The following is a 14852-nucleotide window of genomic DNA, read 5'->3' as shown; positions in this document are numbered from 1 at the left end:
GGCACGCGACATCGCGCAGCGAACAGGGGACGCCCTGTGGCTGCGTGACGCATGGTGGGGACGGGTCGCTCCGCGAGCGCGGCGACGACCGCCGGCCGCAGGTCTTCTAGCGGCAGGCTGCACGGCCGATCGTCGAGTGCGTCAGCCCGCACTCACGTCAACGGCGTCGGCCTCGACGCAATGGTCACTGCTCCCGGCGCTTCGGGCCGGGTCGTGACACGGAGGATGCGGTTGCGCCGCCTGACCGGGGTCTTCGAGTTCGCCGAGCAACCTGAGCATCTGATCCGTGTGGTCGTGGAAGCACTGCCGCAACACGCTGTCGAAGTCCGCGACCAGCGCCTGCAGATCCCGCAGCCGGCGTTCCATGACCTCGCGCCGAGTCTTCTGCGCCTGACGCTGCAGCTCCAGCATCCGCTCCACGGTGTCTCGTCCCAGACCCTCGGCGCGCTCGCGGGCCTGCGTGAGGATCGTGTCGGCCTCCTTGCGAGCCATGGCGACGATGCGGTCCGCCGCCTCCTCTGCCACCTCGACGATGCGGGCCGCCCTCTCACCTGGCGAGGGAGGGGCTTCCAGAGCGGCACAGGCCGCCGTGTTCAGCCGCGACCGCAGCTCCTCGTTCTCCCGCAGCAGCCTGCTCAAGGCCGACTCCACCCGGCCCAGGAAGCCGTCCACCTCAGCCAGGTCGTAGCCCTCCCGCAGACGCACCACGGTGAACACCTGATTGCGTACGTCGCCGGGGGTGAGAAGTCGCGACGCCGTGTCGCGGCCGCTGAAGGGGAGGGGGTCGCCTTCGAGGACTTCCGTGTCGTGTCCGTGTCCGTGTCCGTGCCCATCGCCCATGGCCTGCATCACCGAACCTTTCACTCGTTACCGGGACTCGGGGTTCCGGAGACGCCGGTTGGACCGGACGGCCCGGCACCCTTTCGGAGGCATGAAGAAATGTCTGCGCGATATGAGGGAAATCGTCCCGACTTGGATTCAGGTCTGGGGCGAGGTGGCAGGTGGAACGGGGTTCTGGTATCGGTTCCTGACGCTGACCATGAAGGTGCTTACGATAGGTAGTTTTCCAATTACCGCTCGTTTACACGTCTGAGCAACAGCTCAACTATTCCTTTACTTTCCAACTCTGCGATCCCGACCAAAGCGGGCAAATTACATCAAGCAATAACGAGGCATGGGAATGCCCGCTGGATGAATAAGGGGCAAGTATGAGAATCTGCGCCAAAATCCGCACAGCCCTACCCCGGCCTGCTGCAGGCCCGCCGTCAGGGGGCAGGCGGCGTACGAGTCCGCCTACGGGCATCCCGGAGTCTGCTTAGCCCAGTGCGGCCGGGTCGTCAGTCGAGCTCGTCCTCACCCGCGCAGCACCCATCGGAGCATGAGGCGGCGCCGGACGGTTCACCGCCGCCCATCGCGGGCGTCGTACAGCAGGCGTCTCCGCGCCACGCCTCGCGACCTTCCTTGGCCGCGACCGCAGCGATGACCAGGGCGGCGATCGGGTCGGCCCAGGACCACCCGAAGAGGCTGTTGAGGGCCAGCCCGATCAGCAGCACCGCCGACAGGTACGTGCACAGCAGGGTCTGCTTGGAGTCGGCCACCGCCGAGGCCGAGCCGAGCTCGCGGCCGGCGCGGCGCTGTACGGCCGACAGCACCGGCATGACGACCAGGGAGACCGCGGCCAGCACCAGACCTGGTGTGGAGTGACCGGCCTCGCCGGCACCCAGCAGGGCGCGTACGGCATCGACGGTGACATAGGTGGCCAGGGCGAAGAAGGAGATCGCGATGATCCTCAGCGCGGTCCGTTCCCGCTTCTCGTGGTCAGGTCCGGAAAACTGCCAGGCGACCGCGGCGGCCGAGGCGACCTCCACAACGGAATCGAGGCCGAAGCCGATCAACGCCGCGGATGAGGCGATGGTGCCGGCCGCGATGGCCACGACGGACTCGATGACGTTGTAAGCGATGGTCGCGGTCACCAGCAGCCGGATGCGCCGCCGCAGCTGCTCTCGCCGGGCTGGGGTAGGGCCAAGCGAGAGGCTGGTCATCAGCAGCAGCCCTTCCTGTCCGCGTCCACGCAGGTCCGACCGGCGGCCACGGCGATCACAGCGGTGCGTAGGTCGTCCAGTGCGTGGCCGAGCCTCTCGTCGGCCAGTTCGTAGCGGGTCCTCCGGCCGTCGGGAAGGGCCACCACCAGGCCGCAGTCGCGTAGGCAGGCCAGGTGGTTGCTCAGGCGGGTGCGGGAGACGCCGAGGAGGTCGGCCAGGTCGGCCGGGTAAGCGGGCGCCTCGCGAAGCGCGATCAGGATCCGGCAGCGAATGGGGTCGGCCAGGGCGCGGCCGAAGCGGGCGAGCACTTCGATGTCGGATGCGATGGTGAACACTCCCTCACAGTACACAGAATCCTGAATTCAGTCATCCATGTACTGTGCGAGTGACGCGGACAACCGATCAAAGCGACGTCGGCGTCGCCCGGCTGGGCCTTGCCGCCCTGGTCGTGGCGGTGCGACTCCAGGTTCGCGTAGTGGAGGAGCCCTACCTGATTCGTGCTCACGGCCCGCGCTACCTGGCCTTCGCGAGTCACACAGGCCAGATGACGACGCACAGCAAGGGTGCGATCAACACGGCCACAGGCCCGCTGAGGAGCAGACTGGCGATCGAATAGGCCACGGCGGGAATCCACCGCGACCGCTCGTCCGCGCCATGGAGAAGCCGTTCGAGGCGATGAACGACCGCGGTGTCGGCCAGAGCGAGCACGCCGGCTTCAGAGGAGCCCGTTCGTGGCGTGGTCATCCGCGCCAGGGCGCGAGCCAGCGGAAGCTCCCCGTGCACCCGACGGGCCTGGTCGTCCGCGAGCATCTCCAGCAGGACGGGAACGACCTGCCGAGCCGTCCGTGCCGCCGCGATTCAGGGAAACGCGTCGGCCAGGGCGATGAACGGCAGGAGGATCAGATCGTGCCTTCCCCGTGCGTGCGCTCGTTCGTGGCCGAGGACGGCCAGCAACTCCTGCCGCTCCAGCAGGTCGAGCGTTCCCCGGCTGAGCACGATGCGGGCGCGCCGCCCGGGAACGCAAGTAGACGACTCGTTCCGCGGTGGGCAGTACGTAGGCGTCATGAACGGGGACATGATCGGCAACTTGGCAGCGGCGGGTCCACCGCGCCGCGGCAAGCCGCGCGGAGACCCGACCTCCCAACACGACGGGCACCACCGCGACGCCTGCCGCGAGCAGCCACAGGCTCACCGGGGAGCCTCGTCTCGCCCGTTGAGTGCCTCGCGGAGGGCCGCGGCCACCTCCGGGGAAACCGTGCCGACGAACCGGCTCACGGCAGCCTCCACGTCACCGGCCTCGTCGAGGGCGGCGCGCATGGTCTCGGCCACGAACGCGTCCTTACCCGCGCTGGCCCTGTACAGGTGGGCCCGTCCCTGCCGCTCCCGCGAGACCAGACCCTTCCGTGAGAGCCGTACGAGAACGGTCAGCACCGTTGTGGCCGCCGGCCGGGAGGGAAGACTGCCGGCCAGATCCTGAGCGAACATCCCCTCCGGGTGGCTCCACAGGGCCTCCATGATCGATCGCTCCAGGTTGCCGAGTCGCACCGTCCCGCCTCTCTGTCACCTCGATGACTCTCTACTGAGAGTAGAAGGTAACCGCGCGCCTCCTGGACGGGGCGGTTCGTCAGCCCGAGAGGCGACGCCGGCCAGTCGCCAGCCTCTCAGGCCGGCACCTTTCCGGCGTCAGTCGCTTCAGGCGCCAGCCGTCCCTTCCTGCTGAGGGCGTGGAGGGTCAGGGCGCAGGCCGCTCCTATCGCTCCCAACGTCCACCAGGGGAGCCCTTCGGCACCGGTCCGTTGACCGGCGTCGATGGCGGCTCCCGTCAGGAGGTTTCCGGCGGCGATGCCCACACCTGAGAGCGTGTTGTACAGCCCGTAGTAGGTCCCGATCATTCTTTCTCCGCCGAGGGTGGCGATGGTGGCCATCTCGAACGGATAGATGATCAACGTTGCGAGGGTCAGCAGGACGGTGGTCAGCAGCACGCAGGCGAGTGTGGGAACCGTGGGCAATCGCAACGCGGCGGCGGTGCCCAACGGCAGGAAGGCGATTCCCATCAGCCAGAGGCCGCGGACCATGGCCTGGGTGGATGTCCAGCGAGATTCGGCCCACGACGTGATGCGCAGCTGACCCACGATGGCGAGGGCGCCGGAGACGACGAAGAGCAGCGTCACGCCGATCTCGCTCCCACTCACCCTGCGGACCTCGATCGGAAGTCCCAGATAGATCTGGAAGTTGAGGACGTAGGAGCCGATCATCGCCAGGGAGAACAACAGGAAGGGGCGGTTGGCCAGCGCCTTCCGCCAGTCCTGCAGCATGTTCCCGCCAGCGCCGGCGAGATCGCCGCGGCGGGCCGGTAGCGCGCGAGCCTGGGCGATCGCGAGCAGGGCGAACAGCACCGCCGCGGTGAGACCGGTGACCTGGAAGGCAAGCCCGGTCAGCAGCAGGCCGATGAGCGGACCGAGGAGAATCCCGAGCTGGTAGAAGACATTGAAGACGGCGAACGCCTCCACCGTGCGGTCGCCTGCTTCCCGTACGAGGTAGGCGCGGACCGCGGGGTTGAAGAAGGCTCCGGCGAGCCCGGTGAGGGCCGAGGCGACCACCAGGGCCGGGACCGCGTCCACCAGGCCGAGCAAGGCGAAGCCGACGGTCCTCAGGACGAGTCCGGTGAGGATCATCGGCTTGTAGCCGATCCTGTCGGCGAGGCTCCCGCCGACCAGGAACATCCCCTGCTGGCCCAGGTTGCGTACACCGAGAATGAGCCCGACGAGCCAGGCGGCCAGGCCGAGCCGCCCGGAGAGGTGGCCGGCGAGGTACGGCATCAGCATGTAGAAGCCGACATTGATGGTGAGCTGGTTGAGCAGCAGCAGTTGGACGGGCCGGCTGAACGAGCGGGCCTGAGCGATTGTCGTCTTCATGCGAGCGGGTCCGCCACGTTCATGCACCGGGCCCAGCCTGTGACCTCGCGCTCGGTCATGTGACGCAGCTCGTCCGGATGCGGCCCGGGAACGGTGCCGAGGAGGCCGTGGTGCCGGCAGTACTCGTCGTTGTAGACGGTGTCGAAGTACCGCTGGGGGCCGTCGGGAAAGACGGCTGCGATGCGGACGCCGTTCGGCTGGGTCCTGGCCAGCCAGGACGCGACGAGCGCGACGGCGCCGACACTCCATCCTCCTGTGGCGTAACTGCCCCGTGCCAGCCGGCGGCAGCCCCACACGGCCTCGGCGGGAGCGACCCAGTGGACTTCGTCGTAGGCGTCGTAGGCGACGTTGCGCGGATGGATGCTGCTGCCGAGGCCGCGCATGAGGCGGGGACGGGCGGGCTGGCCGAAGATGGTCGAGCCGACGGCGTCGACTCCGACGAGCCGCAGGTCGGGGAACAGACGCCGCAGGACGCGGGAGACCCCCGCGCTGTGCCCACCCGTGCCGACGCTGCAGACCAGCACGTCGACGCGGCCGAGCTGACAGGCCAGCTCCATGGCCAGGTCTTCGTACGCGGCGACGCCGTCCGGATTGTTGTACTGGTCGGGGCAGTAGCCGCGCGGATGCTCACCCAGCAGCTCGGCCACCCGTCGGCGTCGTGCCTCCTGCCATTCGCCCATCGGGTGCGGCTCTTCCACCACATGGATACCGACGCCGTAGGCGGCCAGCAGCCGGTGCATCATCGGTTCCATCCCCGGATCGGTGACCAGCTGGACCGGGTGCCCGTAGACCATGCCCGCGAGTGCCAGCCCCAGGCCGAAGGTGCCGCTGGTCGACTCGATGATCGGTTCTCCGGGCGCCAGTTCACCGCGCTCGCGCGCCTTTCGCACGAGGTGGAGCGCGGCCCGGTCCTTGATCCCCCCGGGGTTGAATCCTTCGAGCTTGGCCCAGAATCCACGTCCCGATCCCGTCCAGATCTCCGGGATCCACAATGCGGGTGTGTTTCCCACCAGCTCGCTCTGAGAGGGGCAGGTTGAAGCGGTCACACGGTGGGCCGGCAGGGCGACGCCGAGAGCCGGACGAGCATCACGCGCGCCGAAAGTTGTTGTCATCGTTTTCCCCGTAGCGACGTAACAGAACAGATCGCTGACACGGGCCAGATCCGGACGTCTGTCGAGCGCGACGCTTTCAAGGCGCGGTGCGTGCTGCCGTCCTTCCAACTGGCGCATGCCCAGGGGGCATCAGGTCCGCAGTACGCAGAGAACTGTCAGGAGGCCTACTCCGGACAGTGGAACGGTGCGCCTTGATCTTCCCGCCCGTCGTATGAGCGGGCGGAACGGGTTGGCGGACAGCAGGAGCCCGGCGCCGAACAGCAGACCGATCAGGAGGAGATCGCCGGGCCGATGGCTCCCCTGCGGAGAGAGGGCGGCCGCACTCGCGCAGTTCCCCTGATGGGCCGAGTGGGAGTGCCCGGAATGGGCAACCGATACCGTGGCCGCGGTGGCGGACCCTGCCCCGTCGGCATTGTGCCCCGACAGGCAAAGGGCGAAATGCACCATGATGATCGCCACGAGTGCCGCGAGGCATGTCGCGGCGAACGCGTGTGAACGCGGCCCGCTCCCGGACCTCCTGACAATCACGCACCTCAAAGTAGAGGAGGTCAGGTTAAGAGACCCTCGGCGTCGGGCAATGAGCGACTCAGACGTCGAGCGAATTCGGCGATCGACATAGCGACCGCCGGTGGCGGATCCCATTCCATGAGGAGCTCACCTTTCCCGTTCCGGGAACGGTGAGCTCGGTGGCCGCAGGGGAGAGGTCGCGCTTCCGTCAGGCGGGGTCGAGGGCGTCGGCGTCGCCGACATACAGGCGCACCACGCCGCTGACGTAGCGCCCTCCCTTGACGTCTCCGGGGACGACCAGGCGCGGACCCTGCTTGTCGAGTTTCGTGCCGTCCTGAGTGACGGCGAGCAGGATCTTCTTGCCGGAGAAGGCGGGGTCGATTTCGGCCCAGGCCGGCGTGGCGCGGTAGCCGTCGGAGCCTGTCGCGGTGACGAACATGCGCAACTGCGCGTTCTTGACCTCTGGGTCGATGCGCGGCTCGGCCGGCGTCAGTACGTCGGCCAGCAGAGGGCCGGTGAAGGTGTGCTTCTCCGAGCCGTGGGAGGTCTCGTATCGCACGCGCACGGTGTGCTGGGGCAGGCCGCGCAGCCGATCCATCGTGAACGAGCGTGGGTGGTCGACCTGGCCGCGCACCTTGACCGGCGCCGCTCCGGGCGCCGCTCCGGGCGCCGCCTGGACGGTGGAGGATGGCCCGGCAGCGGTAGCGGTGACGGCGGCGGTGGCCGTGGGGGTGAGCGTGGTCAGCAGCACGGCCGTGAGCGCCGACACGGCGCCCCAGCGGCGGGATCCCGAGCCCATGGCGCGCATGCTCTCCGATCTCGTGAATGCCATGGAAACAAGGTAGATCATGTCGCTGCTGCGGTGGAAGACCGGTATTCAGGCTGGAATGTGCGAAAGGTAAGGTGAAGGTTCGTGACGACGTTTCGGATCAGCGAGGCCGCCGCGTTGCTCGGGGTCAGCTCCGACACCGTCCGCCGGTGGGTGGACGCGGGCCGGCTGGCCGCGGTGCGTGACGAGCACGGCCACCGGCAGATCAGCGGGGTCGACCTGGCCGCCTTCGCCCGATCGCAGGTCGAGACGACCGGCGAAGGCCGGCGGTCCTCGGCGCGTAACCGCTTCCGCGGGATCGTCACCGAGGTCATCAAGGACGCGGTGATGGCTCAGGTGGAGATCGCGGCCGGGCCGTTCCGGGTGGTGTCGCTGATGAGCCGGCAGGCCGCTGACGAGCTGGGTCTGGAAGTAGGGGTGGTGGCGGTCGCCGTGATCAAGTCCACCAACGTCGTCGTCGAGATTCCCGGCCACGAGCGCGTGGCCACCACCTCGTGAGGAGCTCCCTTGGTGTTAAGGCGCCTTTCGCGATGGGCGATCGCCGTGCCCGTCGCTTTGGTGATCGCCGGGCTGTCCGGTTGCGGCTCAAGCGATACGGCCGAGTCCACGTCTTCCGCTGCGGCTTCGACGTCGGCCGCGGGTGGGGCGAAGGAGGTGACGGTGTTCGCGGCCGCGTCGTTGACCGAGACGTTCACCGAACTCGGCAAGACCTTCGAGGCATCCCACCCGGGTTCGACGGTGAAGTTCAACTTCGGTTCCAGCGCGACGCTGGCCCAGCAGATCGTTCAGGGGGCTCCGGCCGATGTGTTCGCCGCGGCGAGCCCGGCCACGATGAAGACCGTCACCGATGCGTCGCTGGCGAGCGGGCCGACCACCTTCGTGCGTAACAAGCTGGAGATCGCCGTGCCGCAGGACAACCCGGCCAAGGTGGACGAGCTGAAGGACCTGACCGACCCCAAGGTGAAGGTGGCGTTGTGCGCCGAGCAGGTGCCGTGCGGGGCGGCGGCCGTCAAGGCGCTGGACGCGGCCGGGCTGAAGGTCACACCGGTCACGTTGGAGCAGGACGTCAAGGCCACGCTGACCAAGGTCGAGCTGGGAGAGGTGGACGCCGCCCTGGTCTACAAGACCGACGTGATCGCCGCGGCGGGCAAGGTGCAGGGCATCGCCTTCCCCGAGGCGGACAAAGCGATCAACGACTACCCGATCTCGACCTTGTCGAAGGCTCCCGCCGGTGACCTGGCCAAGCAGTTCGTCGATCTCGTGCTTTCGCAGCAGGGCAAGGACGTGTTGACCAAGTCCGGTTTCGAGGCCCCCTGACCCGGATGATCTCTTCGCAGGCGCGGCGCCCCAGCCGCTCAGACCCACCTGCCGGCGGCGCGGGCGGCCACTCGGCCGCCCGCGGCAAGGTGTCCGGCCGTCTGCCGTGGATGCTGGTGCTGCCGGCCGTGGCGGGGCTGGCCTTCCTGGTGCTGCCGCTGGCCGGGCTGCTGATCCGGGCGCCCTGGTCCACGCTGCTCGAGCGGCTGGCGGAGCCGCAGGTGCTGGAGGCGTTGCGGCTGTCGCTGCTGTGCGCCACCGCCGCCACGGCCGCCTGCGTGCTGTTCGGGGTGCCGCTGGCCTGGCTGCTGGCCCGGGTGGAGTTTCCGGGCCGGCGGGTGGTGCGGGCTCTGGTGACCGTGCCGCTGGTACTGCCGCCGGTGGTGGGCGGTGTCGCGCTGCTGCTGGTGCTGGGTCGGCGCGGGCTGATCGGGCAGTGGCTGGAGTCCGCCTTCGGGATCACGCTGCCCTTCACGACCGTCGGAGTGATCGTCGCCGAGGCGTTCGTGGCCATGCCGTTCCTGGTGATCAGCGTGGAGGGGGCGTTGCGCGGCGCGGACCAGCGGTTCGAGGAGGCCGCCGCCACGCTGGGCGCCTCCCGCTGGACCGTCTTCCGGCGGGTCACCCTGCCGCTCGTCATGCCCGGCATCGTGGCCGGAGCGGTGCTGTGCTGGGCACGGGCGCTCGGTGAGTTCGGCGCCACGATCACCTTCGCCGGCAACTTCCCCGGCACCACGCGTACGATGCCGCTCGCGGTCTATCTGGCGCTGGAGACCGAGCCGGAGGCGGCCATCGTGCTCAGCCTGGTCCTGCTGACCGTCTCGGTGGTCATCCTGGCCAGCCTGCGCGATCGGTGGGTGAACAGCCCATGACCGCCGATGGTTTGCGGGCGGCTCTGGTCGTCCACCGATCCGCTTTCACCCTGGACATCACGCTCGATGTCGCACCGGGCGAGGTCGTCGCGCTGCTCGGGCCGAACGGCGCGGGCAAGACCACCGCGCTGCGCGCCCTGGCCGGGCTGACCCCGATGTCGGGTGGGCACATCAGCCTGGACGGCCGGCCGCTGCACTCCTTGGCCCCCGAGCGCCGTCCGATCGGCATGGTCTTCCAGGACTACCTGCTTTTCCCCCACCTGTCCGCGCTCGACAACGTCGCCTTCGGGCCGCGCTGCCAGGGCGTCTCCAAGGCCGAGGCGCGCCGCGTCGCCGCGACCCTGCTGGAGCGCGTCGGCCTGGCCGAGCGGGCGGCGGCCAAGCCTCGTCAGCTGTCCGGAGGGCAGGCACAGCGCGTCGCCCTCGCCCGGGCGCTGGCCGTACGACCCCGGCTGATGCTGCTGGACGAGCCGCTGGCGGCGCTGGACGCGCACACCCGGCTGGAGATCCGCTCCCAGCTCCGCCGTCACCTGGCCGACTTCGACGGCGCCACCGTGCTGGTCACCCACGACCCGCTCGACGCGATGGTGCTGGCCGACCGGCTGATCGTCATCGAGTCCGGCGCCGTTGTCCAGGAGGGTGCCCCCGCCGAGGTCGCCCGCCGCCCGCGCACCGACTACGTCGCCCGCCTCGTCGGGCTCAACCTCTACCGGGGGCTGGGCGACGGGGCCCGGGTCAGGCTGGGCGAGCTGTCGTTCAGCACCGTCGAACGGCTCGACGGGCCCGCGTTCGTGGCCTTCTCACCCGCCGCCGTGGCCCTCTACCGCACCCGCCCCGACGGCAGCCCCCGCAACCTCTGGCAGGCCGTGATCGACGGCATCGAGCGGCACGGCGACAACGTCCGCGTCCACCTCGACGGCCCGATCACCGCCTTCGCCGACATCACCCCCGCCGCCCTGGCCGACCTCGATCTGAGCCCAGGCCAGCAGATCTGGGCCTCGATCAAGGCCACCGAGACCCACGCCTACCCGGCATGAGCAGGCCCCGGACGGACGACCGCCACGACCGCAACGCCATCTGCCTCGGCGGGCCGTGTCACGGCCTGCTCACCCACATCGACCAGGACATCGGCATTCTGACCATCCTCGTCCCGCGCCGCTCACCGGAGGATCCCGAGCTGAGCGTCGACTACCGCATCACCCGCGAGCGGGTCTGCTATCACGGCCGGCAGCAGCCGTACATCGCCCTGCACTGGGCCGGCGAAGCCGTTGCCTGCGGCTCGTCAACCCCGTAGCCGGTCGTCGGCGTGCACCTTGATCTCGGCGACCTGGCTGATGTGCCGGGCGCCGCAACGGTCCCCGGGCATCACCAGGTGCGGACCCTCCTCGTCGAGATCCCGGCAGTCCATGCTGATGGCCAGCAGCGCCGCCGTGTTGCCGAACTCCGGGTCGATCTCGCCCCACGACAGCACCGCGCGGTGGCCGTCCCGCCCCTGTATCGAGATCAGGAAGCGCAGCCTGTCCTTGCGCTCGGCCGGGTCGAACAGCGGCTGGGAGGCGTGGAGCACGTCGACGAGCAGCGGTCCGCTGAAGTAGTGGCGCCGCAGCCCGGACGTCCGGCATTCGAAGCGCACGGTGGTCTCCCGCTGCGGCATCGAGCGCAGCGTGGCCACGCTGAGCCTGGCCGGGACGCGTACCTCGCCGGACAGGTTCAGCAGGGCATCCGTACGGAGACCGATCGACTCGGGTTGCACCGGCCCCTCCTCGCGATACACGGCTTGATTTCCCTATGCCCGAACTTGAGCTTAGGGACACACATGTGCGGGCCGTTTCCAACATTGGCCTCGCATATGCGAGGGATTCCAGCAGCGAGCCTTCGAATACGCCGTCCGGCTCCCGGGGTCGGTCAGTACACGTCGCGCACGTAGCGCTTGGCCGCGGCGAGTTGCTTGACGTAGGCGGCGGCGTCCTCGGCCGGCAGGCCGCCGTGGTGGGCCGCGATGTCCCGCAACGTCCGGTCGACGTCCTTGGCCATCCGGCTGGCGTCGCCGCACACGTACACGTGGGCGCCCTCCTGCAGCCAAGACCATAGCTGGACGCCGTGTTCACGCATGCGGTCCTGGACATAGACCTTGGCGCGCTGGTCACGGGAGAAGGCCAGGTCGAGCCGGGTGAGCAGCCCGTCGTCGCAGAGCGCGGTCAGCTCGTCGCGGTAGTAGAAGTCGGTGGCACGGCGCTGTTCGCCGAAGAAGAGCCAGTTGCGGCCGCGGTGGCCCAGAGCGCGGCGTTCGTCGAGGAAGCCGAGGAAGGGAGCGATGCCGGTGCCGGGGCCGATCATGATCGTCGGGGTGGCAGGGTCGGAGGGGGGCCGGAAGTGGGCGGTGGGCTGGACGTACACGGGAACGGAGGCGTCCTGCGGGCTGTCGGCCAGGTACGCCGAGCAGGCTTCGTCGGCGCGCGCCGACTGGTCGTGGGATGCGAGGCAGAGGCGACGGACGCGTTTGTCGGACCCACCCGGCACGATGGCCGCATGACTGAAGCGCCCCCGATCGACGCGATCCTCGATGAGACCGCCTACGCCGAGGCGGTCCAGCTGGCGGCCGACGCAGCCGCGGCCTACTACGGCGACGGCACCTCTCCACTGGACGATGACGCCTACGACAGGCTCGTCCGTGGCATCGCCGCCTACGAGAAGGCCCACCCCGGCCAGGTGCTGGAGGCCTCGCCGACGGGCAAGGTCGCCGGAGTCGTGGGTGATGTCCCGCACACCGTGCCCATGCTCAGCTTGGACAACGTGTTCGGGCCTGAGGAGCTGGCCGGCTGGGCCGCCTCGCTGGAACGCCGGCTCGGCCGTCCGGTAACTGCATGGTCCGTGGAGCCGAAGTTGGACGGGCTGGCGATCGCCGCCCGCTACCGTGATGGCCGCCTCGTCCAGTTGGTCACCCGCGGCGACGGGAGCGCAGGCGAGGACGTCTCACACGCGATCGGCACGATCGTCGGTCTCCCCGGGCGGCTCGCCGACCCGGTCACCGTGGAGCTGCGTGGTGAGGTGATGATGACCGCCCGGCAGTTCGAGGAGGCGTGTGCGAAACGGCAGGCGCATGACGGGACCACGTTCGCCAACCCGCGTAGTGCCGCCGCGGGCACGCTGAGGGCGCAGGACCGGCCGTACGTGTGCGAGCTGACGTTCTTCGGGTACGGCGCACTGCCGCTGCCCGATGACACCTCCGACCTCGCGACGCGGCTCCGAAAGTCGCCGCACAGCCAGGTGATGGACTGGGTCGCCGGACAGGGTGTGCAGACCACGGCCGGGACCGCGGTCGCCGGGATCGTCGCGACGACTGTGGAGCAGGTGCAGCAGCGGGTCGAGGAGATCGCGGCCGCGCGGCCGGAGCTGCCGTTCGGGATCGACGGCATCGTGATCAAGGCGAATGACGCGGCGGATCAGGCGCAGGCCGGGTTCGGCTCGCGGGCACCGCGGTGGGCGATCGCGTACAAGCTGCCCGCCGTGCAGAAGATCACGAAGCTGCTCACGGTGGAGTGGAACACCGGCCGGACCGGTGTGATCGCCCCGCGGGCGGTCCTGGAGCCGGTGGAACTGGACGGCTCCGTCGTGACGTACGCGACGCTGCACAACCCCTCCGACATCGAGCGCCGCGGGTTGATGCTGGGGGACAGCGTCGTCGTCTACAAGGCCGGCGACGTGATCCCGCGGGTTGAGTCCCCGGTGGTGCACCTGCGCACCGGCGACGAGCAGCCCATCGTGTTCCCGGAGGTGTGCCCGGCCTGCGGCGGTGAGATCGACACCTCGCAGGAGCGGTGGAGGTGCGTGCGAGGCCGATACTGCCGCGCGATCGCCTCGATCCGGTACGCGGTCGGCCGCGACCAACTGGACGTGGAAGGGCTGGCCGACAACCGCATCCAGCAGATGCTGGACGCCGGGTTGATCGCCGACTTCGGCGACCTGTTCTTCCTCGCACGCGAGCAGCTACTGGACCTGGAGCGAATGGGGGAGGTGTCCACCGACAATCTCCTGACCGCCATCGGCAGGGCCAGGACCAGACCGCTGAGCCGGGTGTTCTGCGCGCTCGGGGTCAGGGGGACGGGGCGCTCGATGAGCCGCCGCATCGCCCGGCACTTCGGGACCATGGAGGCCATCCGTGCGGCCGACGCCGAGGGCTTCCAGGAGGTGGACGGCATCGGCCCGGAGAAGGCGCCCGTGATTGTCGCCGAGCTGGCCGAGCTGAGCGACCTCATCGACAAGCTCGTCCGCGCCGGGGTGAACATGGTCGAGCCGGGTGTGGCGGCGGTGGCCGGTGACGAGGGCGGCACGACCACCCCGACGCAGGGCGGCGACGAGCCGGGTGCTGCGCCGCTGACCGGGATGACGGTCGTGGTCACGGGCGCGATGAGCGGGCAGCTGGCAGCATTGTCCCGCAACCAGATGAACGAGCTCATCGAACAGGCCGGAGGCCGGGCGTCGTCCAGCGTTTCGGCGAAGACCTCGTTGGTCGTCGCGGGGGAGAACGCGGGGTCCAAGCGGGCAAAGGCCGAATCCCTCGGCGTGCGGATCGTTTCCCCGGAGGAGTTCGCCGAGATGGTCGCGCAGCTGTTGTAGGCGACCCTGTTCGTCCGCGTGCAGCCACATCCGACGGGCGAGACGAGCAAGCGGGCGCAGCGCCGCGGCGGTCTGTCCGTCGCACAGCGCCTCGTATTGGGCGACGCAGGCGACCGACAGCACCTCCCGTAGCCGCTTGGCCTCGGTCTCCTCCATTTCGCGTCCGTGCCCCCTGTGCTACTCTGCGTGACATAAGCCCCGGTATTGCCTCTGCTACGGCACGCAGCCGGGGCACAGCTTTGTTGCGAGCAAGGCTGCCGCAGCGGCCTTGTCACATGGCGAGCAACGCCTCATTTGCAGGCTCGCCGGCATGGATTTGTCGCTACACCCGGGCTGCGGCACGTGAGCCGGGTCCCGGGACCGCGATGCTGCTGGCCGCCCCGGCCGAGCTGCGCGATGAGCTGTGGCAGGACATCTGCATCTTGGAGCTGCGCCGCGGCGGAACCCTCGATAGTGGTGCCTCCGAGCGGGCGGCAACGCTACGTCGGTTGAAGGCGATGACCACCGGCGCCGACGGTTACGACTCCCGCCTCGACCTGTCCACAGCGTCAAGAATGGGGACAGCGGCGGTTCCCCTATCCGCCCCTACACCACCGCAGCGGCGCCACGAGGGCGATTCCGGTAGACGCACGAGAGGTTGC

Annotated in this window: 17 protein-coding genes; 6 read left to right on the top strand and 11 right to left on the bottom strand. The window is 69.4% G+C overall.

The genetic code is table 11. The features are described 5' to 3' along the window. Window positions 1-141: 141 nt before the first annotated feature. From ACQEVJ_RS26475 to ACQEVJ_RS26435, 9 genes are all read right to left on the bottom strand, one after another. Window positions 142-849, bottom strand: a complete 708-nt coding sequence (locus tag ACQEVJ_RS26475) for a DivIVA domain-containing protein (protein WP_433105488.1) — start codon at window positions 847-849, stop codon at window positions 142-144. Between the two features lie 488 nt (window positions 850-1337). Further along, window positions 1338-2042, bottom strand: coding sequence for a cation transporter (locus ACQEVJ_RS26470; protein ID WP_433105486.1), 705 nt, complete (start codon window positions 2040-2042; stop codon window positions 1338-1340). After that, the gene (locus tag ACQEVJ_RS26465; protein WP_433105484.1) at window positions 2042-2377 is read right to left on the bottom strand and encodes an ArsR/SmtB family transcription factor; all 336 of its coding nucleotides are present in this window, start codon (window positions 2375-2377) and stop codon (window positions 2042-2044) included. The genes ACQEVJ_RS26470 and ACQEVJ_RS26465 overlap by 1 nt, the downstream gene beginning before the upstream one ends. A gap of 196 nt (window positions 2378-2573) precedes the next feature. Continuing rightward, on the bottom strand, window positions 2574-2852 hold the full coding sequence (locus tag ACQEVJ_RS26460) for a hypothetical protein (protein WP_433105482.1): 279 nt from the start codon (window positions 2850-2852) through the stop codon (window positions 2574-2576). 48 nt (window positions 2853-2900) lie between these two features. Then, window positions 2901-3107 (bottom strand): M48 family metalloprotease, encoded by a 207-nt coding sequence (locus tag ACQEVJ_RS26455; RefSeq protein WP_433112989.1) that lies wholly within the window; start codon window positions 3105-3107, stop codon window positions 2901-2903. Window positions 3108-3230: 123 nt separating this feature from the next. Further along, complete coding sequence (locus tag ACQEVJ_RS26450; RefSeq protein ID WP_433105480.1) at window positions 3231-3587, bottom strand: BlaI/MecI/CopY family transcriptional regulator; 357 nt, start codon at window positions 3585-3587, stop codon at window positions 3231-3233. Between the two features lie 116 nt (window positions 3588-3703). Then, window positions 3704-4957, bottom strand: a complete 1254-nt coding sequence (locus tag ACQEVJ_RS26445) for an MFS transporter (RefSeq protein WP_433105478.1) — start codon at window positions 4955-4957, stop codon at window positions 3704-3706. Beyond that, window positions 4954-5967, bottom strand: a complete 1014-nt coding sequence (locus ACQEVJ_RS26440; protein WP_433105476.1) for a PLP-dependent cysteine synthase family protein — start codon at window positions 5965-5967, stop codon at window positions 4954-4956. Before ACQEVJ_RS26440 ends, ACQEVJ_RS26445 begins: the two co-directional genes overlap by 4 nt. Window positions 5968-6784: 817 nt before the next feature. Then, a complete protein-coding gene (locus ACQEVJ_RS26435; RefSeq protein ID WP_433105474.1) occupies window positions 6785-7408 on the bottom strand; it encodes a molybdopterin-dependent oxidoreductase in 624 nt (207 codons plus the stop codon). Window positions 7409-7489: 81 nt separating this feature from the next. Here ACQEVJ_RS26435 and ACQEVJ_RS26430 point away from each other — a divergent pair, with 81 nt between their 5' ends. From ACQEVJ_RS26430 to ACQEVJ_RS26410, 5 genes are all read left to right on the top strand, one after another. Beyond that, window positions 7490-7903: a TOBE domain-containing protein gene (locus tag ACQEVJ_RS26430; protein WP_433105472.1), complete on the top strand. Its 414-nt coding sequence runs from the start codon at window positions 7490-7492 to the stop codon at window positions 7901-7903. Window positions 7904-7915: 12 nt separating this feature from the next. Continuing rightward, window positions 7916-8722, top strand: a complete 807-nt coding sequence (modA, locus tag ACQEVJ_RS26425; RefSeq protein WP_433112986.1) for a molybdate ABC transporter substrate-binding protein — start codon at window positions 7916-7918, stop codon at window positions 8720-8722. Between the two features lie 110 nt (window positions 8723-8832). Further along, the gene (locus ACQEVJ_RS26420) at window positions 8833-9594 is read left to right on the top strand and encodes an ABC transporter permease (RefSeq protein ID WP_433112983.1); all 762 of its coding nucleotides are present in this window, start codon (window positions 8833-8835) and stop codon (window positions 9592-9594) included. Beyond that, window positions 9591-10631 (top strand): ABC transporter ATP-binding protein, encoded by a 1041-nt coding sequence (locus ACQEVJ_RS26415; RefSeq protein WP_433105470.1) that lies wholly within the window; start codon window positions 9591-9593, stop codon window positions 10629-10631. The genes ACQEVJ_RS26420 and ACQEVJ_RS26415 overlap by 4 nt, the downstream gene beginning before the upstream one ends. Continuing rightward, window positions 10628-10888 (top strand): hypothetical protein, encoded by a 261-nt coding sequence (locus ACQEVJ_RS26410; RefSeq protein WP_433105468.1) that lies wholly within the window; start codon window positions 10628-10630, stop codon window positions 10886-10888. Before ACQEVJ_RS26415 ends, ACQEVJ_RS26410 begins: the two co-directional genes overlap by 4 nt. Here ACQEVJ_RS26410 and ACQEVJ_RS26405 read toward each other — a convergent pair. After that, a complete protein-coding gene (locus ACQEVJ_RS26405; protein ID WP_433105466.1) occupies window positions 10877-11347 on the bottom strand; it encodes a hypothetical protein in 471 nt (156 codons plus the stop codon). The genes ACQEVJ_RS26410 and ACQEVJ_RS26405 overlap by 12 nt on opposite strands. A 152-nt stretch (window positions 11348-11499) precedes the next feature. Beyond that, the gene (locus ACQEVJ_RS26400) at window positions 11500-12114 is read right to left on the bottom strand and encodes a hypothetical protein (RefSeq protein ID WP_433105464.1); all 615 of its coding nucleotides are present in this window, start codon (window positions 12112-12114) and stop codon (window positions 11500-11502) included. Between the two features lie 9 nt (window positions 12115-12123). On the opposite strand from ACQEVJ_RS26400, the gene ligA reads away from it, so the two are divergent. Then, a complete protein-coding gene (gene ligA, locus ACQEVJ_RS26395) occupies window positions 12124-14211 on the top strand; it encodes an NAD-dependent DNA ligase LigA (protein WP_433105462.1) in 2088 nt (695 codons plus the stop codon). Window positions 14212-14852 lie beyond the last annotated feature (641 nt).

The sequence above is a fragment of the Microbispora sp. CA-102843 genome (genome assembly GCF_050936215.1).
Taxonomy (GTDB): Bacteria; Actinomycetota; Actinomycetes; order Streptosporangiales; family Streptosporangiaceae; genus Microbispora.
The sequence above is the reverse complement of the archived record's forward strand: the minus strand, read 5'-3'. Positions and strand labels throughout refer to the sequence as shown.